Here is a 26,060-nt window from a genome sequence, read left to right as displayed (position 1 = left end):
CCCGGCATGCAGCGGGGACGGATTTATTTACCGGAGAGCAAGGGGACAGATTTACAAATCTGTCCCCATCTCTCCAGGCACGTCGGGGACGGATTTTACAATCCGTCCCCATTCAACGATGCGCCCGCTTTCCACGGCAAGAACTAGGCTGTCACAAAGCGACGCGCGGTGCGCATTCACCTGCTCGGCCGTGAGCAGGAACACCCCGCCGCCGCCGCGCTCGAACTCCAGCCACAGGAACGGCACCCCGGGGAAGCGCCGCGCCAGTGCCTCCTCGCTGTTGCCGACCTCGACCACGAGTATGCCGCCGGGCGCGAGATGATCGGGCGCCGCGCGCAGCAGGCGTACGACGATGTCGAGCCCGTCCTCACCGCCGGCCAGCCCGAGCTCCGGTTCGTGGCGGTACTCGCGCGGCAGCGCGGCCATGTCGTCCGCGTCGACGTAGGGCGGGTTGCTGACGATGATGTCGTAGCGCCGCCCGGCGAGGCCCGAGAACAGGTCGGATTCCAGCGCATGCACGCGGCCCGCGAGGCCGTGATCGGCGATGTTGCGCCGCGCGACCGCGAGCGCGTCCGGCGACACGTCCACGGCGTCGACCTCGGCGTCCGGGAAGGCGCAGGCGCAGGCCATCGCGATGCAGCCGCTGCCGGTGCCGATGTCCAGCACGCGCCGCACCGGATGCTCCGCCGCCAGCCACGGTTCGAAACCGCCCTCGATCAGTTCGGCGATCGGCGAGCGCGGCACCAGCACGCGCTCGTCGACGTAGAACTTCAGGCCGCAGAACCACGCGGCGTGGACCAGATAGGCGGTCGGGATGCACTCCTCCACGCGCCGGCGCACCAGCGCGTCCAGCGCGGCCTGCTCCGCCCGCGTCAGCACGGTCGCCAGCACCGCATCCGGCACCACGGGCGGCAGTCCCAGCGCGCCCAGCACCAGCCAGGCCGCCTCGTCCAGGGCATTGTCGGTGCCGTGGCCGAAGCTGATGCCGGCGCGCTCGAAGCGCGCGGCGGCGCCGCGTATGGCCTGCTCGATGGTCGTCGTCTGATCCCGCATCATCCGTCCAATCCACTGCCGCGCGATTGCCGCGGGCGGGTGATTGCCACTACACTGGTCGACGGGGCCGCTGACATCAACATTTCGATATACCGTTCCACCGTATGGGACAGGCAGTTATACCACAGGACAAACGCATCGCGGTCGGCTGGCGGGAATGGGTCTCGCTGCCGGAGCTCGGCATCCACGCCATCAAGGCCAAGGTGGACACCGGCGCGCGCACCTCCGCCCTGCACACCTTCGAACTGCTGGCCTACCGCGAGAAGAGCCGCGACATGGTGCGCTTCAGCATCCACCCGCTGCAGAAGCACACCAGCACCGTCATCGTCTGCCGCGCCCATGTCATCGACCGGCGCTGGGTCAGCGACTCGGGCGGCCACCGCGAGCTGCGCTACGTGATCACGACGCCGCTGCACCTCGGCCCCCATGTCTGGCCGATCGAGATCACGCTGACCGCGCGCGACCCGATGCGCTTCCGCATGCTGCTTGGGCGCACCGCCATGGACAACCGCCTCCAGGTCCTCCCCGACGCCTCCTACCTCGTCGGCAAGGCGCCGTCAGCGGCGCACTGAACCGATGCCATGATGGGGACAGATTTATAAATCTGTCCCCTTACACTCGATAAATCTGTCCCCGCGTGAATTTCTTGACTCAATCCGCCGACGCCTCCTCCACCAGCTCGGGGTCGAGCTCCTGCTGCCGGCTGCGGAATTCCGCCACCCGCGCCGCGGCCTCGCGCAACCGGGCGAAGCGCGCGATGTGGAACACCGCGTCCCCCTCATTGACCAGCGGCAGGTTGAGGCAGCCGATCACGATGCCGTGCGTCGGCGCCTCGAGCGTGATCTCGCGCTCGCCGAAGGGATCGGAGACCACGCCCAGCACCTCGCCCTTGCGCACGTGGCTGCCGAGCGGCAGCAGCGTGCGCAGAATGCCGCCGCTGGGCGCGCGCAGCCACGTGGTGGAGCGCGCGATGACCGAATCGCCGGTGTGGTGCGGCCGCTTCGGCCGCGCCGGGGGCAGCATGCCGAGCTCGCGCATCACCCCGACCACCCCGCGCAGGCCGACGCGGATCGAGTCCTCGTCGAAGCGCAGCGCCTCGCCGCCCTCGTACACCAGCACCGGGATGCCGAGCCGGGTCGCGACCTCGCGCACCGAGCCCGCCCGCACCTCGGCGTTGATCAGCACCGGGACGTGGAAGGCCGCGGCCAGGCGCAGCGTTTCCGCGTCCTCCAGGCGCGCGCGCACCTGCGGCAGGTTGCTGCGGTGCAGTGCGCCGGTGTGCAGGTCGATGCCGTGGGTGGAACGGCTGACGACCTCCCTGGTGAACATGTGCGCGAGCCGGGACGCGAGCGAGCCCTGCCCGCTGCCGGGGAAGCTGCGGTTGAGGTCGCGCCGGTCGGGCAGATAACGCGACTGCGCGATGAAGCCGTGCACGTTGACGATCGGCACCGCGATCAGCACGCCGTGCAGGCGGTCCAGCAGCGGCAGCCGGATCAGGCGGCGGATGATCTCGACGCCGTTGATCTCGTCGCCGTGCATCGCGGCGGAGATGAACAGCCGCGGCCCCGGCCTGCGGCCGTGCACGACGTGCACCGGCATGGTCAGCTCGCTGTGGGTGTAGAAGCGCGCGATGCTGAGGTCTACGGTGCGGCGTTCGCCGGGCGCGACCTTTGCGCCCGCGATCTCGAACGGCGCGGCCGCCGCCTCAGCCCTTGCCGCGCGTGCGCGTATGGTTCGCCTTGGCATTTTTTTCCGCGAACTCCACCATCCGGCCGGCGATGTCGAGGCCGGTCACCCCTTCGATGCCCTCCAGCCCGGGCGTGGAATTCACCTCCATCACCACCGGCCCGTGATTGGACCGCAGTATGTCGACGCCGGCCACGTTCAGCCCGATCGCGCGCGCGGCGCGCAACGCGGTGGAACGCTCCTCCGGCGTCAGCTTGACCCTGGAGGCCTCGCCGCCGCGGTGCAGGTTGGAGCGGAACTCGCCCTCCTTCGCCTGCCGCTTCATCGCCGCCACCACCTTGTCGCCGATGACGAAGCAGCGGATGTCGGCGCCGCCGGCCTCGCGGATGTATTCCTGCACCAGGATGTTTGCCTTCAGGCCGAAGAAGGCCTCGATGACGCTCTCCGCCGCCTGCCGCGTCTCCGCCAGCACCACGCCGATGCCCTGCGTCCCCTCCAGCAGCTTGATCACCAGCGGCGCGCCGCCCACCATCGAGATCACGTGCTCGACGTCGTCCGGCGAGTGGGCGAAGGCCGTCACCGGCAGGCCGATGCCCTTGCGCGACAAGAGCTGCATCGAGCGCAGCTTGTCGCGCGCGCGCGAGATCGCAACCGACTCGTTGAGCGGGTAGACGCCCAGCATCTCGAACTGGCGCAGCACGGCAGTACCGTAGAAGGTGATCGACGCCCCGATGCGCGGCACGACGACGTCGAAGGGTTCCAGTGCCTTGCCCTTGTAGAAGATGCCCGGCCGGTGGGTGGCGATGTTCATGTAGCAGCGCAGCGGATCGATGACCTGCGCCTCGTGCCCGCGCGCCTGCGCCGCCTCGACCATGCGGCGGGTGGAGTAGAGGCCGGGCTTGCGTGACAGGATGGCGAATCTCATCGGATACCGGGCTCTGACGGTTGCACCTGCTGTTACACGGCGATCCGCCGCATCCGTGCAGCCGGCGGGGGACACGCTCCGCCGGGGAGTGTGCTAAGATTCCGCCCGATCCACGGCCTCATCAACATTATCCGGGAAGCATTCATGGCGCAATACATCTTCACGATGAACCGCGTGGGCAAGGTCGTCCCGCCCAAGCGTGAAATCCTCAAGGACATTTCGCTGTCATTTTTCCCCGGCGCCAAGATCGGTGTGCTGGGCCTCAACGGCTCCGGCAAGTCGAGCCTGCTCCGCATCATGGCCGGCGTCGACAAGGACCACCTCGGCGAGGCGCGCCCGCAGCCCGGCATCCGCATCGGCTACCTGCCGCAGGAGCCGCAGCTCGATGCGGGCAAGGACGTGCGCGGCAACGTCGAGCAGGCCGTCGGCCCGGTGAAGGACCTGCTCGACCGCTTCAACGAGATCAGCATGAAATTCGGCGAGCCGATGGGCGACGACGAGATGAACGCCCTGCTGGAACAGCAGGCCAAGCTGCAGGACGCCATCGAGATCGCCGGCGGCTGGGAGCTGGACCGCACGCTGGAGATCGCCGCCGACGCGCTGCGTCTGCCGCCGTGGGACGCCGACGTCAGCAAACTGTCGGGCGGCGAGCGCCGCCGCGTCGCGCTGTGCACGCTGCTGCTGTCCAAGCCGGACATGCTGCTGCTCGACGAGCCGACCAACCACCTCGACGCCGAATCGGTCGCCTGGCTGGAGCGCTTCCTGCACGACTTCCCCGGCACCGTGGTCGCGATCACCCACGACCGCTACTTCCTCGACAACGTCGCCGGCTGGATCCTCGAACTCGACCGCGGCCACGGCATCCCGTGGGAGGGCAATTATTCCTCCTGGCTGGAGCAGAAGGAAAAGCGGCTGGAGACGGAAGAGAAGCAGGAGAGCGCCAAGCAGCGCGCCATGAAGGCCGAGCTCGAGTGGGTGCGCACCAACCCCAAGGGCCGCCACGCCAAGAGCAAGGCGCGCCTCGCCCGCTTCGAGGAACTGGCCTCGCAGGAATCGCAGAAGCGCAGCGAGACCCAGGAGATCTTCATCCCGCCCGGCCCGCGCCTCGGCGACCAGGTGATCGAGGTCAAGGGCCTGAGCAAGGGCTTCGGCGACACCTTATTAATAGACGACCTCAGCTTCAGCCTGCCGCCCGGCGGCATCGTCGGCGTCATCGGACCCAACGGCGCCGGCAAGACCACGCTGTTCCGCATGCTGGCCGGCACCGACACGCCGGACTCCGGTGAGATCGTCTACGGCGCGACCGTCAGCCTCGCCTGCGTCGACCAGTCACGCGACTCGCTCGACGACAAGAAGACGGTATGGGAAGAGATCTCCGGCGGCCAGGACATCATCCAGGTCGGCAAATACGAGACGCCGTCGCGCTCCTACCTGTCGCGCTTCAACTTCAAGGGCACCGACCAGCAGAAGCACATCGGCAACCTGTCCGGCGGCGAGCGCAACCGCGTTCACCTGGCCAAGATCCTGAAGAGCGGCGGCAACGTGCTGCTGCTCGACGAGCCGACCAACGACCTCGACGTCGAGACGCTGCGCGCACTGGAAGAAGCATTACTCGCCTTCCCCGGCTGCGCCGTCGTCATCTCGCATGACAGATGGTTCCTCGACCGCATCGCCACCCACATCCTCGCCTTCGAGGGCGACAGCCACGTCGAATGGTTCCAGGGCAACTACGCGGACTACGAGGCCGACCGGCACAAAAGGCTGGGGACCGACGCGGATTCACCGCACCGGCTGAAGTACAAGAAGCTGACGAAGTAAAACCGCAACGGGGACAGATTTCACAATCTGTCCCCGCTGATTCATTCAATACGTAACCAGCCAATGAGAACTACGCCGACATGAGGAAACGCAAACCTAACCCCGGGCTGATTGACAAGGAAAACCCGGAATGGACAGCGGCAGATTTCAAGCGCGCCCGGCCGGCCAGCGAGGTATTGCCCAATCTAGTCAGCAAACAGACTGCTGAACGCCTGTTGAAACCCAAAAACCGTCTCCGATAGCACTAATCGTGCTGGGAATATGTAGGTTGGACTGAATAAAATGAAGCCCGACATTTCACACCCCTCCTTGATATTAGGGTTTTGTTGAATCATTTGCATTACTAGGCGATTCGCCTTTAATCGCTCGAACTACCTCATCGGATTCATAGAGCCGAACAGGAATTTTCTTACCTGTATTTGATGCCAAATATGGAATTGCTGCACCAATAAGAATAGGAAATACTTGCCGAAGATCACCGCTGGAGCCTGTACTGGTTATCGTAGTGCGCCAAAGTTGAATTTGCTTATTTGAATCTTTAAACGCTTTAAAATCATACCCTGTAATAAGCGCATACCGGTAATAAGTTGTTACTGACCCAATCTGGGTTGTATAACCAGTCACACCATAAGTTGGAGTGTATGTTGTTGTTCCTGAATAATTGACAGAATTGCCATAAGACGTTGCAGTTCCATAAGTGTGCGATGAAGAAATCCCAGTTTTCCCCCACACAGGAAGAGCATAGCTATATTGATGCTCCCGCGGATCACCAATTCCATAAGACAACACTATAGCTACATCAGCATCTTCGGCCTTATCAGTCGCTATGAAACCTTGAGAATTCAGGGCGCGCATAAGATACATGGCAAACTCTTGAAACTGGAGATCTTCCCATTCAACGCCTTCATTACCTGGTAGCAGTAAATAGGTATGTTTTTCTTTGGCTTCTGACGATGCCAGCGAGTCAACTTCGACATGATATTGTGGTTGTAGTCCTACTGTGGCACATCCCGAAAGAACCATTAGTGCAGAGAAAAATACTATTCTTAGAATCAACATATAATCACCCAAGTCCCAAAATCATGCCGGTCGGCCTGGAGCTAAGGCAAAAGCTAGAGACTGCCGCAGCATCACAGTATCTACATCGAATACAGAGCTAGAGGATATGAGCACAATATCTTGAGAAAATCTGAATAAAAATACCAATACCCACTGCAACAGAACCAAGTGCAAAACTCCAGAGTTGGCCGCGAAAAATGCCCCAAGTCATCTCTCCAAGACATCTAGATTCTTCTCGCCATTCCTCAAGACGAGGGTCATTACTATTTTTCGGGTTTGCAATTTTGGTAGTAACCCGAAAATCCGTAAGACGATTTATTGCACACCACAGAGCTAATACAACTGACATTACAAGAAAAAAACATGCTGTAATGCCAGAATCTAATGCGAAAGTTGTTACCAACTTCTCATCAAGCAGAAGCAACGTTGTAAATGCGAGCAAACCAGTAGCTAGCCCAAGCACTAAATTTGAAGTGGCCCCAAGTTGCTCACGGGTGATGCCCTGCCACCTTGCAAACCGATAATATCCATTTTCCAGGTCCGCCATTTAGCTCTCTCCAATTAAAATTCAGCACTAAATCTCCCGCTCCAACATAATCGCATCCTCCCTCCCATTCCTCGCCGGATAATAACCCCTCCGCATCCCGATGCGCTTGAACCCCATCTGCTCATACAACGCGATCCCCGCCGCGTTCGACTCGCGCACCTCGAGCAGCATGGTCTTCGCGCCTGCGGCGCCGGCGTCTTCCAGTAGATAGGCGAGCAGCGCGCGACCGAGGCCGCGGCGGCGCAGGTGGGGGTCGATGCAGAGGTTGAGGATGTGAGACTCGCCGGCGGCGGCGGCCATGACGCCGTAGCCGGCGATCATGCCGTCGAGCAGGATCACATGGCAGCGGTAGCCGACAGTGAGGCAGTCGCGGAAGATGCCTTCGGTCCAGCAGAATTCATAGGCGCGCTGCTCGATGTCCATCACCACCGGCAGGTCGGCCAGGCGCATGGCGCGGAAGCGGCGGGCCGGCGCGGGTGACGGGGGTTCGTCGATGCGCGCCGAGGCCATGCGGTTTCCCTCAGCCCGCGTCCCCGGCCAGGGTGCGGGCGGCGAGCTGCAGGTCGTCCCAGGCCTTGCGTTTTTCCAGCGGCGAGCGCAGCAGATAGGCGGGATGATAGGTCACCACCAGCGGGATGCCGGTGTCGGCGTAGCGATGCACGCGGCCACGCAGCGCGCCGATGCGGGTGTCGGTCTTGAGCAGGTTCTGCGCGGCGATGCGGCCGACGGCGAGGATGAGCTTCGGCTGGATCAGCGCCACCTGCCGCTTCAGGTAGGGCTCGCAGCAGGCGACCTCGTCGGGATTCGGGTCGCGGTTGCCGGGCGGGCGGCACTTCAGCACGTTGGCGATGTAGACCGCGCCGCGCTCGAGGCCGAGCGCCCACAGCATCTCGTTCAGCAACTGGCCGGCGCGGCCGACGAAGGGCTCGCCCTGCTTGTCCTCGTCCGCGCCGGGTGCCTCGCCGACGACCATCCACTGTGCCTCGCGGCTGCCGACGCCAAACACGGTCTGCGTGCGTGTCTTTTCCAGGCCGCACAGCGCGCAGCCCGCGACGCGCTGCTGCAGCGCGTCCCAGTCGAGGCGCGCGATGTCGCCGCCCGCCTCATCCGTCCCGCGGTCCGGATACGAGGATGCCGGTTCGGCGACGGCCGCGGTCGGCGACGGCGACCCGCGCTCGACCCAGGCCTGGATGCCCATGGCCTCCAGGTATTGCCGCCGCCGCAGCGCGTCGCTCATCCCTGCACGCTCATCGGCGCCGCGTTACAGCTGCACCTGCTGCGGGTGCTGGCGCTGCAGCGGCTCGAGGATCTTGTTCACGCCGTTGATGTAGGCCTTGGCGGAGGCGACGACGATGTCGGTGTCCGCGCCCTGCCCGTTGACGATGCGCCCGCCCCGCTCCAGCCGTACCGTCACCTCGCCCTGCGAGTCGGTGCCGCTGGTGATGTTGTTGACCGAATAGAGCTGCAGCGTCGTGCCGCTCTTCACCACCGACTCGATCGCCTTGAACGCGGCGTCGACCGGGCCGCCGCCGGTGGCATGCGCGCGGCACTCGCTGCCGTCCACCGTCAGCGTGAGCTGCGCCTCGGGCGCGGTGCCGGTCTCCGAGCACACGCGCAGGTAGACCAGCTTGATGCGCTCGTCGCCCTCCTGCTGGTAGGTCTCACTGACCAGCGCCTGGATGTCCTCGTCGAAGATCTCCGACTTCTTGTCGGCGAGCTCCTTGAAGCGGGCGAAGGCGGCGTTGAGCGCCTCCTCGCCGTCGAGCTGGATGCCGAGATCCTGCAGGCGCGCGCGGAAGGCGTTGCGGCCGGAGAGCTTGCCGAGCGTGAGCTTGTTGGTGGTCCAGCCGACGTCCTGCGCGCGCATGATCTCGTAGGTCTCGCGGCTCTTCAGCACGCCGTCCTGGTGGATGCCGGACTCGTGCGCGAAGGCGTTGGCGCCGACCACCGCCTTGTTCGGCTGCACCGGGTAGCCGGTGATCTGGCTGACCAGCTTGGAAGTCGGCACGATCTGGGTGGTATCGATGTTGCTGTCGCAGGGGAAGACGTCGCGGCGGACCTTCACCGCCATGACGACCTCCTCCAGGCTGGCGTTGCCCGCGCGCTCGCCGAGACCGTTGATGGTGCACTCGACCTGGCGCGCCCCGGCCAGCACCGCGGCGAGCGAATTCGCAACCGCCATGCCGAGGTCGTTGTGGCAGTGGGTGGACCATACCACCGTGTCCGCGCCGGGCACGCGCTCGATGAGCTGCCTGATGCGCTCGCCCCACAGGCCGGGGATGCTGTAGCCGACCGTGTCCGGCACGTTGATGGTGCGCGCGCCGGCCTTGATCGCCGCCTCGAACACGCGGCACAGGAAGTCGAACTCGGAGCGCACCGCGTCCTCGGCGGAGAACTCGACGTCGTCGGTGTACTGGCGCGCGCGCTTCACCGCGTGCACCGCCTGCGCCAGCACCTGCTCCGGCGTCATGCGCAGCTTCTGCTGCATGTGGATGGGCGAGGTGGCGATGAAGGTGTGGATGCGGCCGGAGGCCGCATTCTTCAGCGCCTCGCCGGCGCGGTCGATGTCCTTGTCCAGCGCGCGCGCGAGGCCGCACACGGTACTGTCCTTCACCGCCTCGGCGACCGCCTGCACGGCCTCGAAGTCGCCCGGGCTCGCGATCGGGAAGCCGGCCTCGATGACGTCGACGCGCATGCGCTCCAGCGCCTTGGCGATGCGCACCTTTTCTTCCTTCGTCATGGCCGCGCCGGGGCTCTGCTCGCCGTCGCGCATGGTGGTATCGAATATGATGAGTCTGTCTTTGCCGCTCATGGGTCTGCTCCTGGGTAGCGCTCAGTTTACCCCACCGTCAGGCGCGCACAAATCGGCGCTGCGCCTCGGTCGGGGCGTGGGAACTGCGTAATGGGGGAAACGGGTCGGTGGCTGCCTTACGGCAGCAGCAGTCGCAGGGACAACAGGGAGGCACGGGCAAACACAACGCCGGAACGGCCGGAGACGGCCGCGCGCGAAAGGATGGAACCGGTTGTGCTTGCTATACCCATGTGGCGACTATAGACCAAGTTTGAACGGATGCCAAGCGCGGCACCGGACGCCGCGCCCTGTAACAGGCATCGGCCGCGGCGGGCGGCGCTTTAGCGGCTGGAATGACGGTCCTCGTCGGCGCCTGCCTCGCCCGCCTCCGGCTCGGGCGGCGGGGGCAGATGGCGCTCGCGCAGGCGCCGGCGGCGCTGGAACAGGGTCATGACCGGGCCGGACACGGTGTAGATCAGGGCCATGCTGAACAGCACCAGCGGCGGATCGATCGAGATGAAGACGAAGACGAGCACGATCACCAGCACGGCGACGAAGGGGATCCTGCCGCGCAGGTCGAGGTCCTTGAAGCTCTTGTAGCGGATGTTGCTGACCATCAGGAGGCCGGTCAGCACGGTGAGCGGGAAGGTGAACAGGACGATGTCCTCGCCCGGCATGCCGTAGTCCGCCCCGACCCACACCAGGCCGGCGATCAGCGCCGCGGCGGACGGGGAGGCGAGGCCCTGGAAGTAGGCCTTGTCGACGATCCCGAGCTGGGTGTTGAAGCGCGCGAGGCGCAGCGCCGCGCAGGCGGTGTAGACGAAGGCGGCCAGCCAGCCAAGCTTGCCGAGGCTCGCCAGCGACCACTCGTACATCACCAGCGCCGGGGCGAGGCCGAAGGCGATCATGTCGGACAGGCTGTCGTACTGGGCGCCGAATTCGCTCTGGGTGTGCGTGATGCGCGCGATGCGCCCGTCCATGCCGTCGAGGATCATGGCGGTGAAGATCGCGACCGCGGCGGCGTCGAAGTGCCCGCGCGAGGCCGCGACGATGGCGTAGAAGCCGGCGAACAGCGCCGCGGTCGTGAGCAGGTTGGGCAGCAGGTAGATTCCGCGGTGGCGCCTGGGTTCCCTGGTCTCGTCGTGCATGCCGCTATCCGGTCGGAGTGAGGGCTATTATAAGGAAACGGGGTTGCCCTTCAATCCAAGGGCAACCCCGCGGGTATTGCATGCGGCCGGACGGGATGTCAGTTCCTGTCGCGGTCGACGATCTTGTTGGCCTTGATCCACGGCATCATGCTGCGCAGCTTCTCGCCGACCACCTCGATCTGGTGCTCGCGGCCGATGCGGCGCTTGGCCTTCAGCGTCGCGGCGCCGCCCATGTTCTCCAGGATGAATTCGCGCGCGAACTCGCCGGTCTGGATCTCCTTCAGGATGCGCCGCATCTCGGCGCGCGTCTCGTCGGTGACGATGCGCGGGCCGCGCGTCAGGTCGCCGTACTCGGCGGTGTTGGAGATCGAGTAGCGCATGTTGGCGATGCCGCCCTCGTACATCAGGTCGACGATCAGCTTGAGCTCGTGCAGGCACTCGAAGTAGGCCATCTCGGGGGCGTAGCCCGCCTCGACCAGGGTCTCGAAGCCGGCCTGCACCAGCGCGGTGGCGCCGCCGCACAGCACGGCCTGCTCGCCGAACAGGTCGGTCTCGGTCTCCTCGCGGAAGTTGGTCTCGATGATGCCGGCGCGGCCGCCGCCGTTGGCGCTGGCATAGGACAGCGCGATGTCCTTCGCGCGGCCGCTCGCGTCCTGGTGGATCGCGATCAGGCTCGGCACGCCGCCGCCCTGGGTGTAGGTGGAGCGCACCAGGTGGCCGGGGCCCTTGGGCGCGATCATGATCACGTCGAGGTCCGCGCGCGGCTCGATCTGGCCGAAGTGGATGTTGAAGCCGTGCGCGAAGGCGAGCGCCGCGCCCTTCCTGATGTTCGGAACGATGTCCTCGCGGTACAGGCGCGCCTGATGCTCATCCGGCGCCAGGATCATCACCACGTCGGCCCAGGCGACCGCGTCCTTTATCGTCTTGACCTCCAGCCCGGCCTTCTTCGCCTTCGCTGCCGAACCCGAGTCGGGACGCAGGCCGACGACGACGGACACGCCGGAATCCTTCAGGTTGTTGGCGTGGGCATGGCCCTGCGAACCGTAGCCGATGATGGCGACCTTCAGCTTGCGGATGATGGAAAGGTCGGCGTCTTTGTCGTAGTAGATTTTCATGGATGGTTTCCCTGCTTTCTCGTTGGCAAATGTCATTCAGGTCGATGGTTACACCGGGCGCAGCCCCGGCAAGCGGGTGCCGATCAGGGAAGATTCCGTTTTGCTCGTCATGCCCGCGAAAGCGGGCATCCAGGGTTCGACGGCATGGATTCCCGCCTGCGCGGGAACGACGGCAAAGAGGTTCTGCGCGACACCTATAAACTCAGGTTTTTCTCCCCGCATGCGATACCGGTTACGCCCGAACGGACGGTCTCGACGATCGGCACGCCGTCCATCGCGGCGATGAAGGCATCCAGCTTGTGGCTGGTGCTGGTCAGCTCGATGGTGTAGGTCTTGTCGGTGACGTCGATGACGCGGCCGCCGTAACTTTCGGTCAGGCGTTGCACCTCGTCGCGGTCGTGGTCGGTCGCGCGCACCTTCAGCAGCAGCAGCTCGCGTTCGATGTACGCGCCGTCGGTCAGGTCGAGCAGCTTGATGACGTCGATCAGCTTGTTGAGCTGCTTGGTGATCTGCTCGATGACCTCGGCCGAGCCGCCGGTCACGATGGTCATGCGCGACATCGAGGGGTCCTCGGTCGGCGCCACGGTGAGCGACTCGATGTTGTAGCCGCGCGCCGAGAACAGCCCGGCCACGCGCGACAGCGCACCCGCCTCGTTCTCGAGCAGGATGGAGATGACGCGCCTCACAGATCCTCCGAGCCGAGCAGCATCTCGGACAGCCCCTTGCCGGCCTTCACCATCGGCCACACATTCTCGGTCTGGTCGGTGATGAAATCGAGGAATACCAGCCGGTCCTTGAGTTTGAATGCCTCGCGCAACGCGCCCTCGACATCGGCCGGCTTGTCGATGCGCATGCCGACGTGGCCATAGGCCTCGGCCAGCAGCATGAAGTCCGGCAGCGCGTCCATATACGATTCCGAGTAGCGGCTCGAATAGTCGATTTGCTGCCACTGCCGCACCATGCCGAGGTAGCGGTTGTTGAGATTCACGATCTTGATCGGCAGGCGGTACTGGCGGCAGGTCGAGAGTTCCTGGATGCACATCTGGATGCTGCCCTCGCCCGTCACGCACGCCACGTCGGCGCCGGGGTTGGCCAACTGCACACCCATGGCCGCCGGCAGGCCGAAGCCCATGGTGCCCAGGCCGCCGGAGTTGATCCAGCGCCGCGGCTTGTCGAACTTGTAGTACTGGGCGGCCCACATCTGGTGCTGTCCCACATCCGAGGTCACGAAGGCATCGCCGCCCGTCACCTTCCACAGCGCCTCGATCACGGCCTGCGGCTTGATGCTCTGGCTCGTACGGTCGTATTTGAGGCAATCGCGCGCACGCCATTCGCCGATCTGCGTCCACCAGGACTTGAGCACCGCCGCATCGGGCGCATCGCGTCCCGCACGCAGCTGCTCGCCGAGATCGGCCAGCACCTGGCGCACATCGCCCACGATCGGGATGTCCACCTTCACGCGCTTGGCGATGGACGATGGATCGATATCAATGTGGATGATGGTGCGCGGCTGCTGGAAAAAGTGCTTGGGGTTGCCGATCACGCGGTCATCGAAGCGGGCGCCCACCGCCAGCAGGACGTCGCAGTGCTGCATCGCCATGTTGGCTTCGTAGGTGCCGTGCATGCCCAGCATGCCGACGAACTGCGGGTCGGTGGCCGGATAGCCGCCCAATCCCATCAGGGTATTGGTGCAGGGATAACCCAGGGCGCGCACCAGCGCGGTGAGCTGCTCCGAGGCATTGCCCAGCACCACACCGCCGCCGGCATAGACCATCGGGCGCCTGGCCCCGAGCAGGGTCTGCAGCGCCTTCCTGATCTGGCCGGCGTGGCCCTTGACCACCGGATTGTAGGAGCGAATGGATACCGACTTCGGGTACTCGAAAACCGCCTTGTGCGACGGCGAGGTGATGTCCTTGGGAATGTCCACCACCACCGGCCCCGGCCGCCCGCTGGCGGCGAGGTAGAAGGCCTTCTTGATGGTGACGGCGATGTCCTTCACGTCCTTGACCAGGAAGTTGTGCTTCACGCAGGGACGGGTGATGCCCACGGTGTCGCATTCCTGGAAGGCGTCTTCCCCGATGGCGTAGGTCGGCACCTGGCCGCTGATCACCACCATGGGGATGGAGTCCATGTAGGCGGTGGCGATGCCGGTCACGGCGTTGGTGACGCCGGGACCCGAGGTGACCAGCGCCACGCCGGTCTTCCGGGTTGAGCGCGAATAACCGTCGGCGGCATGCACCGCACCCTGCTCGTGACGGACCAGGATGTGCTTGATCTTGTCCTGTTTGAACAACTCGTCGTAGAGGTGCAGCACCGCCCCGCCGGGGTAGCCGAACAGATATTCGACGCCCTCTTCCTGCAGGCAACGCACCACGATTTCAGCACCTGTCAGTTCCACGCTGATCTACCTTCGCTATAAACCGCTGTTTCCGGCCGCAACGCAGCCTTCCTCGAAAATTATCCATTGTAATAAGATCGCCTGCTGAAAGATAGGGTAGCGCATTGATACGCGTAGGTATTCAGGCGCTATCCCGGAACGGTCCCGGGGTATTCCGCGGCCGTCCGCCCGCGCTAGACTTCCGCCATCGACTCGCCATCCGCAACCGAGGAGCCGCCATGCCCTGTCTCAGGATACAGACCAATGTCGAACCGGATCCGTCCGCACTGCCCGGCCTGCTTGCCGTGCTTTCGAAGGAGGTGGCCGCCGCGCTCGGCAAGGGCGAACGCTACGTCATGGTGGCGCTCGACGCCGGAACGCCGATGCTGTTCGCCGGCAGTGACGCCCCGCTCGCCTACCTGGAACTGAAGAGCATCGGGCTGCCGGCGCAGACCGGGGCGCTGTCCCGCAGGCTGTGCCGCGCGGTCGGGGAAGGGCTCGGCATCCCGGCGGACCGAATTTACATCGAGTTCGCCGACGCCCCGGCCCACCTGTGGGGCTGGAACGGGGGCACCTTCGGCTGACGCCGGGTTATTGAAACAGGCGTGTCAGGAACTGTTCGGTGGCGGTCCAGGCGTCGGCGGTCGCCTGCGCCGGCAGCGTCTCCGCCGGCGGTCCGGCGAGGGTGCGCGGGGTGAGCACGTCCAGCACGGGGAAGGGCTGCTTGCCGGCGCGGTCGCCCGCCATCAGGGTCTCGCTGTCGTAATAGGTCACCATCGCACGGATCACGCCGGGATGGCGCTCCAGCAGGGGCACGGCGGCGCCTACCCCCTTGCCCCAGCCCATCAGCACGATGCGGCCCTGCCCCCGGCTCAGATAGGCCATCGCCGCGTCGAGATCGGCCTCGATCCAGACCGGGTCGATGGAGCGCCACACCTCGGCGGCCGCGCCTGCATCGGCCACGTGCCTGCCGTCGTACAGGTCGACGGCGAGCACGCGGTACCCCAGGGCCGCGACGCGGTCGGCCCAGTCCTTGACCTCGGCGCCGAGGCCCCAGCGGTCCGGCACCAGCAGCACGCCGACCGGCGCGTCCTCCGCCCCGGCGAGATAGGCGTCGAAGCGGGTGTGGTAGGCGGTGGACAGGGTCACCATGCGGCCCGCGGCGACGGCGGGTCCGGGCACGGGGTCGGGGGATTCTGCGGCGGGAACGGCAGGCGCTGTCTCACTGGCGGCCTCCTCGGCCCAGGCCGGCGCAACCGCCAGGCACGCGATCAACAGCCCTATCCAACGCGACATCGACACTCCCCCTATCACTCAGGCGCCCGTGGCGCGTAGTGTACCCCAAAACACAGGACTGAGGACTCAGGACTGAGTACGGAGTGAAGATCAAAACACCGCAGTCTCGCAGGGTGGGCACGTCGTTAGAGATCCTAGCCCGGATTCCGCTGCGCTTCATCCGGGCGACGATTCGATGTTTTACTCAGCACTCAGTCCTGAGTCCTCAGTCCTGATATTTACAATCCCCGCAGCGCCTGGATCGGCGGCGTGCTCAGCACGAAACGGGTGGCGAGCACGCCCGCCAGTCCGACGCCGAGGCCGCCGCCCAGCGCACCGATCAGCCACAGGGCGGGATCCCAGCCGTAGTTCAGCTGAAACACCTGCTCCGCCAGCACCTGCGCGATCATGCCGGCGGCGAACGCGCCGAGCAGGCCCGACAGCACGCCCAGGCTGACGAACTCGGTCGCCAGCCCGAACAGCAGCTGGCGCCGGCCGGCGCCCAGCGTGCGCAGCAGCACGCTCTCGCGCACGCGCTCGTCGAGGCTGGCATGGATCGCCGCGACCATCACCAGCAGCCCGGCGACAAGCGTGAACAGGAATACGTACTGCACCGCGAGCGCGACCCGGTCCATGATCCCGCGCACCTGGTCCATGATGGCCGAGACGTCGATGACGGTGATGTTCGGGAAGGCGCGCACCAGCTCGTTCAACACCGCGTAGCGGTCGGCGGGCACGTACAGGCTGGTAATCCAGGTGGCGGGAAACGGCTCCAGCACGCCGGGCGGCGTCAGCACGAAGAAGTTCACGCGGAAATTGTCCCACTCGACCTCGCGCAGGTTCGCCACGCGTGCGCGCAGTTCGGTGCCCGCGATGCGGAACGCCAGGGTGTCGCCGAGCCCGATGCCGAGAGTCCTGGCGAGTCCGGCCTCGACGGACATCAGGGCCGCGCCGGTCTCTGCCGCGCCCCACCAGGCGCCGGCGACGATGCGGTTGTCATCCTGCATGCGCTCCGCCCAGGACAGGTTGAACTCGCGCTCCACCAGGCGGCGCGCGCGGTCGTCCGCGTAGAGGTCGGCGGACACCGCGCGCCCGCCGACCTCCGTCAGGCGCCCGCGCACCATCGGGAACAGCTCCGGCGCCTGCAGGCCGGAGCGCGCGAAGAACTCGCGCACGGCGCCGACCTGCTCCGGCAGGATGTTGATCAGGAACCGGTTGGGCGCCTGCGCCGGCAGCTCGCGCTCCCATTCGCGCAGCAGGTCGCCGCGCACCACCGCCAGCAGCAACAGCACCATGATGCCGAGGCCGAAGGCCATCACCTGCACCACGCCGGTCCCGGCGCGCTGCGTCAGGCTGAGCAGGCCGAAGCGCCAGGTCGAGCCGACGCGGTGGCGCAGCTGGCGCAGCAGCGCGATCAGCGCGGCGGCGGCGGCCGCCAGCAGCGCCAGCGCCGCGACCGCGCCGAGCAGGACATACAGCCCGAGGATGCGGTCCTCCGCCTGCCACCACACCAGCGCGGCCATCGCCGCCGCCGCGGCGACATAGCTCAGCAGGCGCATACCGCCCCCCGGACCGCCCAGCTCGCGCCGGATCACGCGCAGCGCGGGCACGTTCCTCAGGTGCAGCAGCGGCGGCAGCGCGAAACCCAGCAGTGTCACCAGCGCAACGCCCGCGCCGAACAGTGCCGGCCGCGCCGACGGCGGCGGCAGGTCGATCCCGATCAGGCCGCCGAGCAGGACCTCGAGGCCGAACTGGGCGAGATAGCCGAGCGCGCATCCCAGCAGCGCCGCCGCGAGGCCGAGCAGGCCGAGCTGCAGGCCGTAGACGCCGAGGATGAGCCGCTGGCTGGCGCCGAGGCAGCGCATCACGGCGCAGTAATCGAGGTGGCGGGCGATGAAGCGGCGCGCCGACAGGGCCACGGCGACGCCGGACAGCAGGACGCTCACCAGCGTGGCGAGGCCGAGGAAGCGGCCGGCGCGGTCGAGCGCGCCGCGGACCTCGGGGCGGGCGTCCTCCACCGATTCGAGGCGCTCGCCGCGGCCGAGCGCGGGGGCGACCCCGGCGCGGAACGCGCGCACCGCGCCCGGCTCGCCCGCGAACAGGTAGCGGTAGCGCACGCGGCTCGCCGGCTGCACCAGCCCGGTGGCCGCGAGGTCCGCCGCGTTGAACAGCAGGCGCGGCGCGAGATTGAACATGCCGATGCCGCCGCCCGCCGGCTCGGCGGTGAGGATGGCGGCCACCGCGAGGCGCGCATCACCCACCTCGACCGCGTCGCCGACCGCGACCCCGAGCTGGCTCGCGAGGCGCGACTCCAGCCAGGCGCTTCCCGCCGGCGGGATGCCCTCCGCCGCGGCGTCGGGCGCGAACAGCTCGCGGCTGATGCGCAGGTTTCCGCGCAGCGGGTAGTCCGGACTGACCGCCCGGAGCGAGGCGAGCTGCGACTGCTCCCCGGCGATCACCATGCTGGGGAATTCGACCGCTGCGGCACGGCGCAGTGATGCCCCGCCTTGCCCGAGCAGGGCCGCGTCAACGGGATGGTCGGAGCTGATCACCAGGTCCGCCCCCAGCAGCTCGGTCGCCTGCAGCTCCAGCGCCAGCCGGATGCGGTCGGAGAAGAAGCCCACCGCGGTGACGGCGGCGACCGCCACCACCAGGGCCGCCGCCAGCACGCGCAGCTCGCCCGCGCGCCAGTCGCGCAGCAGCATGCGCAGTGCCAGCGCGGGGACGCGCGCGCTCATGCGGCGGATTCCCGCAGGCGGCCGCCGTCCAGCAGCAGGCGCCGGGTGCAGCGCGCGGCGACCGCCTCGTCGTGGGTGACCAGCACCAGCGTGGTGCCCTGCTCGCGGTTGATCTCGAACAGCAGGTCGATCACGCGCCGCCCGGTGGCGAGATCGAGGTTGCCGGTGGGCTCGTCCGCGAACAGCAGGCGCGGCCCCGTCGCGAAGGCGCGCGCGATCGCGACGCGCTGCTGCTCGCCGCCGGAGAGCTGGCGCGGGTAGTGCCGGATGCGGCGTTCGAGGCCGACGCGCGCAAGCAGCTGCTCCGCCTGCGCGCGGGCGTCGCTGCGGCCGGCCAGCTCCAGCGGCAGCATCACGTTCTCCACCGCGGTCAGCGTCGGCAGCAGGTGGAAGGACTGGAACACGAAGCCGATCGCCTCGCGCCGCACGCGCGCGCGGCCGTCCTCGTCGAGGGCGAACAGGTCCGCGCCCTCGATGAGCACGGTGCCGGCGCTCGGGGTGTCGAGTCCGGCGAGGATGCCGAGCAGGGTCGTCTTGCCGGACCCCGAGGCACCGAGCACGGCGACCGCCTCGCCGGCCAGGATGCTAAACTGGACGTCGCGCAACAGTTCGAGTTCGCCCTCGGGACTGACCACACGTTTGCCCACACCGCGCACCTCGACCACGGGACACTGCGACTGATCCGACATGCTGCCACGACTCCTGTTGATACTCCTGCTGCTGGCGCCGCTCACGGCGGGCGCGGCGCCGACGATCCTGATCCTGGGCGACAGTTTAAGCGCCTCCTACGGCCTCGATCAAAACGACGGCTGGGTCAGCCTGCTGGAGCGGCGCCTCGAACTGGCGGGCCGCCCGGAGCAAGTGGTCAACGCCAGCATCAGCGGCGAGACCACCGGCGGCGCGCTGGCGCGCCTGCCGGCGGAACTCGAGCGGCACGGGCCGTCCATCGTCGTGGTCGAGCTCGGCGGCAACGACGGCCTGCGCGGCATGCCGCTGGAACGGATGCGGCGCAACCTCGCCGCCATCATCGATGCAAGCCGCGCGCGGGGCGCGCGGGTGCTGCTCGCCGGCATGCGGCTGCCGCCGAATTACGGGCGCGCCTACACACAGGGCTTCGAACAGGTGTACGCCACGCTCGCGCGCGAGCACCGCATCGCGCTGATACCCTTCCTGCTCGAGGGACTCGACGACGGGCCGGCGCATTTCCAGGCCGACGACATCCATCCCAACCGGGAGGCGCAGGCCATCATCCTCGATAACGTGTGGAAGCACCTGCGCCCGCTGCTGGAATGATCCGATCAGCGCGCCGCCTCACTCGTCGCCCGTAACCTCGCGCACGAAGGGCACGGTGAGGCGGCGCTGCGCCGCGAGCGAGGCGCGGTCGAGGCGCTCCAGCAGTGCGAACAGGGCGGCCATGTCGCGCGCGTGGCGCTGCAGCAGATAGCGCACAACGGCCTCCGGCATGTCCATGCCGCGCGCGCGGGCGCGCGCCTGCAGGGCCCGGGCCTTCTCTTCATCGAGCAGCGGGTGCAGCTGGAACACCAGGCCCCACGCCAGCCGCGTCGCGAGGTCCGGCAGGCCGAGCCCGAGCGCGCGGGGCGAAGCGGCGCCGGTGATGGCGATGCGTCCGCCGCCCGCGCGCACGCGGTTGAACAGGTGGAACAGCGCGGCCTCCCAGGCGGCGTCGCCCGCGATCGCGTCGATGTCATCGACGCACACCAGGGACAGCGCCTCCAGGCCCTCGAGCAGCGCGGGCGCCAGTTCGGCGCGCTGGCGCAGCGGGAGATAGACCGAGGACTCGCCGCGCCCCGCGGCGTCACGGCACACGGCCTGCAGCAGGTGCGTCTTGCCCGTGCCCGCGCCGCCCCACAGGTAGACGCACTGCCCGGCGGCGATGCCGCCCTGCAGGCAGTGCGCCGCCTCCGCGTTGCGGCCCGGCACGAAATCCGCGAAGGTGGAACCGTCGCGGAAGCGGATCTGCAGCGGCAGTTGCGCGCTCACGTCGGCGCCGGCTCAGCCTTCGCCGCGCGTCTCACGTGTCTCATCGGCCTCTCCGTATGCCTCGCTGCGCAGGTAGCGCCGGTGGAGATGCCGCAGCAGCACCGCGATCACCGCGGCCGCCGGCAGGGCGATCAGCACGCCGACGAACCCGAACAGCTGGCCGCCCGCCATGACGGCGAAGATCACCGCCACCGGGTGCAGGCCGACGCGGTCGCCCACCAGCCAGGGAGTCAGCACCATGCCCTCGAGCATCTGGCCGGCAACGAACACGCCGATCACGAGCAGCGGATGGAACAGGTCGTGAAACTGCGCCGCCGCCGCGATGCCTCCGGCGAGCAGGCCGACGATCGGCCCGAGGTAGGGGACGAAGCTGACCAGCCCGGCGCCCATGCCGATCAGGAAGGCGAGGTCGAGTCCCACCAGCCACAGGCCGGCGGAATAGATCAGCCCCAGCGCGAGCATCACCCAGAGCTGGCCGCGCAGAAACGTCGCCAGCACCTCGTCGCACTCGCGCGCGAGCAGCGTCGCCACGGGCTCGATCCGCCGCGGCAGCAGGCCCTGCAGCCTCAGCATCAGGCCATCCCAGTCGCGCAGCAGGTAAAACGTCACCACCGGGATCAGCATCAGGTTGAGCAGCCACTGCACGATCGCCAGGCCGGACTGCGTCACCGCCACCACCGCCCGCGCGGCGATGCCGCCGGCCTGCTGCCACTGGTCGAGCAGCGCCTGCTTCAGCTGCGACAGGTCGAACGGCTGCGCGGCGATGCCGAGGGAATCGCGCAGCCAGGGGACGACGCGCGTCTGGAGGGTATCCGAGGTAATCGGGCCAGCGCTGGATGAACACGGCGACCTGGCGTTCCAGCAGCGGGAACAACACCACCGGCGCCAGCAGCAGCGCGCCGAAGATGAGCAGGAAGACCAGCAGCACCGCGGCGAGCCGCGGCAGGCGCCGCGCCGTCAACCGCCCGACCAGCGGGTTGCCGAGATAGGCCAGCAGCGCGGCCAGCAGGAACGGGGTCAGGATCGGCGCCAGCAGATAGACCAGCAGCGCGCCCACCACGCCGGCCGCCGCCCATCCCGCCACCTGCAGATCCTTCATCTGACCGGCCATGCCGCGCGCCTCAGCGGGCACCGGAGCGCGCCCGGCAGGCGCGCACGCCCCAGGTCCACACGTAGTCGATGCCGCTGAACAGCGTGGTGGCGAGCACCAGCCAGATCATGCCGTCGATCAGCGCGGGCGGGAGCAGGTAGACGCCGGCGGAGAACACGGCCGTCAGCCCGAGCGAGATCTGCGCGAAGGTGTTGATCTTGCTGATCAGGGTGGGCGCCATCTCGTATTCTCCGATCATCAGGTGGTAGGAGGCCGCGCCGGCCAGGATCAGGATGTCGCGGCCGACAACGGCGGCCACCAGCCAGAGCGGCAGCAGTTCCAGCCACGCCAGCGCCAGGTAGGTGGATACCAGCAGCAGCTTGTCCGCCAGCGGGTCGAGGATCGATCCCAGCCGGCTGGTGCAGTTGAAGCGCTTGGCGATGTAGCCGTCGATGCCGTCCGACACCCCGGCGACGGTGTAGAGCAGCAGCGCGAGCATGAATTCCTGGTGCACCAGCGCCGCGACCACCGGCAGCACCAGCCCGATGCGCAGCACGCTGATGATGTTGGGGATGTCCGCACGCGTCACGGCACCAACCGATAGGCCAGTTCATCCCCCGCCGCCGGCGGCCGGCGGCGGGCACGAGCACGCGGCCGAATCCGATGGCCTGGAGCAGCGCGGCGCGGTCACCCCGCAGCACGAGGTGAAAATGCACGCCGGCGGCGTCCACCTGCGTCACCCCGAGTTCGTGGACGGCGTCGAGCGAGCGCAGGTACTGCTGCGCGCGGCGGTAGTCCTCCAGCTTCTCCACCCCCGTCACGAGCAGGTCCACCGGCTCGGTTGCATCGGTGCCGAGGGTGCGGGCGTAGCGTGCGGCCAGCCGGTCGGCGGCCCCGTCGACACCGTCCGCCAGGACCTCGGCCCGCGGCCCTGCGACCGATTCCCAGTGTTCGACACCGGCGTCCAGATAGAGCGACCAGCGACCGGCCCAGTCGCCCGACCGCGCGCGATGCACGCGTCCGACCAGCACGGCGCCGGACTGGTAACGCGCGGACGCCGCGCGCACCTCCTGATCGAAGCCGCCCCACACGTCCGCGAAGTTCACGCGACGCTGGTCCTCGACATCGAGCAGCGGGAACAGCAGCGGCACGCCGCGCGCCTCCGCCTGGCCCTCCAGCTCGCTGCGCAGTTCGGGCCGGGAGTCGTTTCCGGCCAGCGCGCGCCTCCCCTGGTCCTCGACGGCGAGCCACACCAGGGTGGACGGGCGCATGCGCCCCCACACGGGCTCGTTCGCCTGCTGCAGCAACAGGTCGACCGCCTGCGCATCGAAACGCACCCACAGCATCTGCGTGGGGGCGGGGTCGGCCGCCGCGGCGGGCGTGTAGTCCGGCGGCAGCGGACGGTACAGGTACTGCTGGACGTAGCCGAGCGGGGACCGGGCCAGCGCCTGCACGGCCTGGTGCGACGCCGCGCCGCGGTCGCCGGTGACCTTGACCAGCACCTGGCGGAAGGCGGTCCGCAACGCGTCCACCCGTTCCGCCTCACGCTGGCCGGTGACCGGCACCTGCGTCTCGTAGAGTCCTTCGACCTCGCCGGCGCGCGCGCCGGCGGCGCAGGCCAGCGCGCACAACAGCAGACACAGGCGCAGGCGGCGCGCGGACGATTCACCATCGAACCACATGCACTTCACATCCTCGGATCCGGTTGAACGGGGTACGCTTTTACTCGCACACCAGTCTAAGCGAAACGCCCGCGCGTTTCACCCTTGCTAGGAGGGGCTGTGATTATGCGCTACAATTGCGCCGGAAAAATCCGCGTCGCAGGCCCGGCGCACCGGACCGCGACGACCGATCATCCAGCGCCAGAGCACAATCCCGTGAACAACGACGAGAAAGCCGCATCACCGCTCAGTTACCGCGACGCCGGCGTCGACATCGACGCCGGCAACCGGCTGGTGGAAAACATCAAGCCGATCGCGCGGCGCACCACCCGTCCCGAGGTGCTCGCCGGACTCGGCGGCTTCGGCGCCCTGATCGAGCTGCCCAAGCGCTACCGCCAGCCCGTGCTGGTGGCGGGCACCGACGGCGTCGGCACCAAGCTCAAGCTCGCCATCGAGCTCGGCCGCCACGACACCGTCGGCATCGACCTCGTCGCGATGTGCGCCAACGACGTCGTAGTGCAGGGCGCCGAGCCGCTGTTCTTCCTCGACTACTACGCCTCCGGCAGGCTCGACGTGGATGTCGCCACCGCCGTGATCAAGGGCATCGGCGCCGGCTGCGAGCAGGCGGGCGCGGCGCTGATCGGCGGCGAGACCGCCGAGATGCCGGGCATGTACGCGCACAAGGATTACGACATCGCCGGCTTCTGCGTCGGCGTGGTGGAAAAGGACCGCATCATCGACGGCTCGCGCGCATGCGCGGGCGACGCGCTGATCGGCATCGCCTCCTCCGGCCCGCACTCCAACGGCTATTCGCTCATCCGCAAGATCCTCGAGCGCAGCGGCACCGCCCTCAGCCAGCCGTTCGGCGCCGGCACCCTCGGCGACGCCCTGCTCGCGCCGACGCGCATCTACGTCAAGCCCGTCCTCGCCCTGCTGCAGCAGGTTGACGTGCGCAGCATTGCGCACATCACCGGCGGCGGCCTGCTCGAGAATATCCCGCGCGTCCTGCCGGACGACGTCCAGGCCGTCATCGACGCCGCCGCATGGCCGCAGCCGGCGATCTTCGACTGGCTGCAGCGCACGGGCAACGTCGAGCCGCGCGAGATGCACCGCACCTTCAACTGCGGCATCGGCATGACCCTCGCCGTGGCGCCGCAGGACGCGGAGCGGACGCTCGCGCTGCTGCACCAGTCGGGCGAACGTGCGTGGCGCATCGGCACGCTCGCGACCCGCGCCGCGGATGACGCCTACGTCACCATCCGGTAATCGCATGCGCGGTTCCACCGGCACGGACGGCGGCGCGGCAAAGACATGACCCCGCCGCCACAGCCGCTCCCCGTCGCCGTGCTGATCTCCGGGCGCGGCAGCAACCTGCAGGCGCTCATCGACGCGGTGCGCGCGGGCAGCCTGGCCGCAGACATCCGCCTCGTGATCAGCAACCGCGCCGACGCCCCGGGCCTCGCGCGCGCCCGCGCGGCCGGCATCGCGACCGCGGTCATCGAATCCGCCGGCCGTCCCGACCGCTCCGGGTACGACCGCGCGCTGCGGGAATGCATCGACGCCAGCGGCGCGCGCCTGGTCGTCCTCGCCGGCTTCATGCGCGTGCTCAGCCCGGAGTTCGTACGTCATTACGACGGGCGCCTGATCAACGTGCATCCCTCGCTGCTTCCCGCCTTCACCGGCCTGCATACCCACCGGCGCGCGCTCGCGGCGGGCGTTGCCGAGCACGGCGCGAGCGTGCACTTCGTCACCGACGAGCTGGACGGCGGCCCGGTGATCATCCGCGCGCGCGTGCCGGTCGCGCGCGGAGAAGACGAACCCGGACTGGCGGAAAAGGTGCACCGGGTTGAACACCGCATCCTGCCGCTGGTGGCCGCCTGGTTCGCCGCCGGCCGGCTCGAGAAACGGGGCGAGCATGTCATGCTCGATGGCCGCGCACTCTCCGGTCCGATCGATCTCGCGGACCTGGCCGAGGCCGCGGACGGAAACCCCGCGCCGGACCGGATGCAGTGACATGGCCGAATCAAGGCTGCTCCTGACGCTCCTCCTCTGCCTCGTCCTGCCGCCGCCGCCCGCGCAGGCGGCGGATCTTTCCGTGCGGACATTCACGGCGCACTATGATTTCACCGCGAACCGGCTGCTCGTCGCGCGCATGGAGCGCCGCCTCCGGGCCGAGGGCGACGGCCGTTACGTCTTCGAATCGAAGTCGGAGGCGGCCGGCATGCTGCCGGTCCTGTTCAGCGACAACATCAACGAGAGCAGCGTGTGGGACCTCGCCGACGGCCGCCTGCGCCCGCTCAAGTACCAGTACCACCACACCGGCCGCAAGCAGGCGGAGCGCCACGCGGTGCTCGATTTCGACTGGAAGAAGGGCGTCGTGACCAACCGCATCAACAACGACCCCTGGACCATGAAGGTGCCGACCGGCGCGCTGGACAAGCTGCTCTATCAGTACGCCATGATGCGCGACCTGAAGGCGGGCCGCGGGACCCTGTCCTACGACATCGCCGACGGCGGGGAACTGAAGAACTACGTTTTCGAGCGCATGGGCAGCGAATCCATCGCCACTCCGCTCGGGACCCTGCAGGCGGTGAAGCTGCAGCGCATCCACGGCAGCCGGCGCACCGTCATCTGGTGCGCCGCCACGCTTGACTACCTCCCGGTGCGCATCGAACAGCACAAGGACGGCAAGGTGCTGACGATGGAGTTGCGGGAGGTGGAAGGAATTTCAGTTAAGTGAGGCGTGAGGCGTGAGGCGTGAGGCGTGAGGCGTGAG

The 26,060-nt window shown here is 67.6% G+C and carries 24 protein-coding genes and 2 pseudogenes; 7 read left to right on the top strand and 19 right to left on the bottom strand.

The window, feature by feature from the left end; translation table 11 throughout:
* Window positions 1-51: 51 nt before the first annotated feature.
* Complete coding sequence (prmB, locus tag IPK65_09890; protein ID MBK8163433.1) at window positions 52-1,053, bottom strand: 50S ribosomal protein L3 N(5)-glutamine methyltransferase; 1,002 nt, start codon at window positions 1,051-1,053, stop codon at window positions 52-54.
* Between the two features lie 104 nt (window positions 1,054-1,157).
* Between prmB and IPK65_09885 the strand changes: the two genes are divergently transcribed.
* Window positions 1,158-1,625 (top strand): ATP-dependent zinc protease, encoded by a 468-nt coding sequence (locus IPK65_09885; protein ID MBK8163432.1) that lies wholly within the window; start codon window positions 1,158-1,160, stop codon window positions 1,623-1,625.
* Window positions 1,626-1,704: 79 nt separating this feature from the next.
* Here the strand turns inward: IPK65_09885 and IPK65_09880 are convergent, their stop codons facing one another.
* Complete coding sequence (locus tag IPK65_09880) at window positions 1,705-2,799, bottom strand: succinylglutamate desuccinylase/aspartoacylase family protein (protein MBK8163431.1); 1,095 nt, start codon at window positions 2,797-2,799, stop codon at window positions 1,705-1,707.
* A complete protein-coding gene (rimK, locus tag IPK65_09875; protein ID MBK8163430.1) occupies window positions 2,759-3,664 on the bottom strand; it encodes a 30S ribosomal protein S6--L-glutamate ligase in 906 nt (301 codons plus the stop codon). The genes IPK65_09880 and rimK overlap by 41 nt, the downstream gene beginning before the upstream one ends.
* 144 nt (window positions 3,665-3,808) lie before the next feature.
* On the opposite strand from rimK, the gene ettA reads away from it, so the two are divergent.
* The gene (gene ettA / locus IPK65_09870; GenBank protein MBK8163429.1) at window positions 3,809-5,482 is read left to right on the top strand and encodes an energy-dependent translational throttle protein EttA; all 1,674 of its coding nucleotides are present in this window, start codon (window positions 3,809-3,811) and stop codon (window positions 5,480-5,482) included.
* Between the two features lie 315 nt (window positions 5,483-5,797).
* Here the strand turns inward: ettA and IPK65_09865 are convergent, their stop codons facing one another.
* From IPK65_09865 to IPK65_09825, 9 genes are all read right to left on the bottom strand, one after another.
* A complete protein-coding gene (locus IPK65_09865) occupies window positions 5,798-6,541 on the bottom strand; it encodes a hypothetical protein (protein ID MBK8163428.1) in 744 nt (247 codons plus the stop codon).
* A 97-nt stretch (window positions 6,542-6,638) separates the two neighbouring features.
* Window positions 6,639-7,088, bottom strand: coding sequence for a hypothetical protein (locus tag IPK65_09860; protein MBK8163427.1), 450 nt, complete (start codon window positions 7,086-7,088; stop codon window positions 6,639-6,641).
* 27 nt (window positions 7,089-7,115) lie between these two features.
* Complete coding sequence (gene rimI, locus IPK65_09855; GenBank protein MBK8163426.1) at window positions 7,116-7,598, bottom strand: ribosomal protein S18-alanine N-acetyltransferase; 483 nt, start codon at window positions 7,596-7,598, stop codon at window positions 7,116-7,118.
* A gap of 10 nt (window positions 7,599-7,608) precedes the next feature.
* Entirely contained in the window at window positions 7,609-8,325 is a 717-nt protein-coding gene (locus tag IPK65_09850; GenBank protein MBK8163425.1) for a uracil-DNA glycosylase, read from the bottom strand.
* A 24-nt stretch (window positions 8,326-8,349) separates the two neighbouring features.
* Window positions 8,350-9,900 carry a 2-isopropylmalate synthase gene (locus IPK65_09845; protein MBK8163424.1) on the bottom strand — a complete coding sequence of 517 codons (1,551 nt, stop codon included), beginning with the start codon at window positions 9,898-9,900 and terminating at the stop codon, window positions 8,350-8,352.
* Window positions 9,901-10,220: 320 nt separating this feature from the next.
* Complete coding sequence (pssA, locus tag IPK65_09840; protein MBK8163423.1) at window positions 10,221-11,027, bottom strand: CDP-diacylglycerol--serine O-phosphatidyltransferase; 807 nt, start codon at window positions 11,025-11,027, stop codon at window positions 10,221-10,223.
* A 98-nt stretch (window positions 11,028-11,125) separates the two neighbouring features.
* Complete coding sequence (ilvC, locus tag IPK65_09835; protein MBK8163422.1) at window positions 11,126-12,142, bottom strand: ketol-acid reductoisomerase; 1,017 nt, start codon at window positions 12,140-12,142, stop codon at window positions 11,126-11,128.
* 194 nt (window positions 12,143-12,336) lie between these two features.
* The gene (gene ilvN / locus IPK65_09830; GenBank protein MBK8163421.1) at window positions 12,337-12,828 is read right to left on the bottom strand and encodes an acetolactate synthase small subunit; all 492 of its coding nucleotides are present in this window, start codon (window positions 12,826-12,828) and stop codon (window positions 12,337-12,339) included.
* Window positions 12,825-14,546, bottom strand: coding sequence for an acetolactate synthase 3 catalytic subunit (locus IPK65_09825; protein ID MBK8163420.1), 1,722 nt, complete (start codon window positions 14,544-14,546; stop codon window positions 12,825-12,827). Before IPK65_09825 ends, ilvN begins: the two co-directional genes overlap by 4 nt.
* A gap of 212 nt (window positions 14,547-14,758) precedes the next feature.
* On the opposite strand from IPK65_09825, the gene IPK65_09820 reads away from it, so the two are divergent.
* Entirely contained in the window at window positions 14,759-15,103 is a 345-nt protein-coding gene (locus tag IPK65_09820; GenBank protein MBK8163419.1) for a hypothetical protein, read from the top strand.
* Between the two features lie 7 nt (window positions 15,104-15,110).
* On the opposite strand, the gene IPK65_09815 is transcribed toward IPK65_09820, so the two are convergent.
* From IPK65_09815 to IPK65_09805, 3 genes are all read right to left on the bottom strand, one after another.
* Complete coding sequence (locus IPK65_09815; GenBank protein ID MBK8163418.1) at window positions 15,111-15,815, bottom strand: dienelactone hydrolase family protein; 705 nt, start codon at window positions 15,813-15,815, stop codon at window positions 15,111-15,113.
* A gap of 218 nt (window positions 15,816-16,033) precedes the next feature.
* Window positions 16,034-18,532 (bottom strand): FtsX-like permease family protein, encoded by a 2,499-nt coding sequence (locus IPK65_09810; protein MBK8163417.1) that lies wholly within the window; start codon window positions 18,530-18,532, stop codon window positions 16,034-16,036.
* On the bottom strand, window positions 18,529-19,221 hold the full coding sequence (locus IPK65_09805) for an ABC transporter ATP-binding protein (GenBank protein MBK8163416.1): 693 nt from the start codon (window positions 19,219-19,221) through the stop codon (window positions 18,529-18,531). The genes IPK65_09810 and IPK65_09805 overlap by 4 nt, the downstream gene beginning before the upstream one ends.
* Between IPK65_09805 and IPK65_09800 the strand changes: the two genes are divergently transcribed.
* Window positions 19,220-19,825, top strand: coding sequence for an arylesterase (locus IPK65_09800; protein MBK8163415.1), 606 nt, complete (start codon window positions 19,220-19,222; stop codon window positions 19,823-19,825). The two genes, IPK65_09805 and IPK65_09800, sit on opposite strands and share 2 nt — an antisense overlap.
* 18 nt (window positions 19,826-19,843) lie before the next feature.
* On the opposite strand, the gene hda is transcribed toward IPK65_09800, so the two are convergent.
* The 4 genes and pseudogenes from hda to IPK65_09780 all read right to left on the bottom strand — a co-directional run bounded on the left by hda (window position 19,844) and on the right by IPK65_09780 (window position 23,305).
* Window positions 19,844-20,509, bottom strand: coding sequence for a DnaA regulatory inactivator Hda (hda, locus tag IPK65_09795; protein MBK8163414.1), 666 nt, complete (start codon window positions 20,507-20,509; stop codon window positions 19,844-19,846).
* Window positions 20,510-20,545: 36 nt separating this feature from the next.
* Window positions 20,546-21,632: pseudogene (locus tag IPK65_09790) on the bottom strand (AI-2E family transporter).
* A gap of 22 nt (window positions 21,633-21,654) precedes the next feature.
* A complete protein-coding gene (locus IPK65_09785) occupies window positions 21,655-22,212 on the bottom strand; it encodes a CDP-alcohol phosphatidyltransferase family protein (GenBank protein ID MBK8163413.1) in 558 nt (185 codons plus the stop codon).
* A gap of 277 nt (window positions 22,213-22,489) precedes the next feature.
* A pseudogene (locus IPK65_09780) lies at window positions 22,490-23,305 on the bottom strand (DUF2066 domain-containing protein).
* A 105-nt stretch (window positions 23,306-23,410) separates the two neighbouring features.
* Here IPK65_09780 and purM point away from each other — a divergent pair.
* The 3 genes from purM to IPK65_09765 are packed head-to-tail and all read left to right on the top strand — an operon-like array spanning window position 23,411 to window position 26,024.
* Window positions 23,411-24,550 carry a phosphoribosylformylglycinamidine cyclo-ligase gene (purM, locus tag IPK65_09775; GenBank protein ID MBK8163412.1) on the top strand — a complete coding sequence of 380 codons (1,140 nt, stop codon included), beginning with the start codon at window positions 23,411-23,413 and terminating at the stop codon, window positions 24,548-24,550.
* Window positions 24,551-24,595: 45 nt separating this feature from the next.
* A complete protein-coding gene (gene purN / locus IPK65_09770) occupies window positions 24,596-25,297 on the top strand; it encodes a phosphoribosylglycinamide formyltransferase (protein MBK8163411.1) in 702 nt (233 codons plus the stop codon).
* 1 nt (window position 25,298) lies between these two features.
* Window positions 25,299-26,024, top strand: a complete 726-nt coding sequence (locus tag IPK65_09765; protein ID MBK8163410.1) for a DUF3108 domain-containing protein — start codon at window positions 25,299-25,301, stop codon at window positions 26,022-26,024.
* The last annotated feature ends 36 nt before the right edge of the window (window positions 26,025-26,060 follow it).

This window comes from Gammaproteobacteria bacterium (assembly GCA_016712635.1).
Classification (GTDB): Bacteria; Pseudomonadota; Gammaproteobacteria; order SZUA-140; family SZUA-140; genus JADJWH01.
This window is presented reverse-complemented; position numbering and strand designations above follow the sequence as displayed.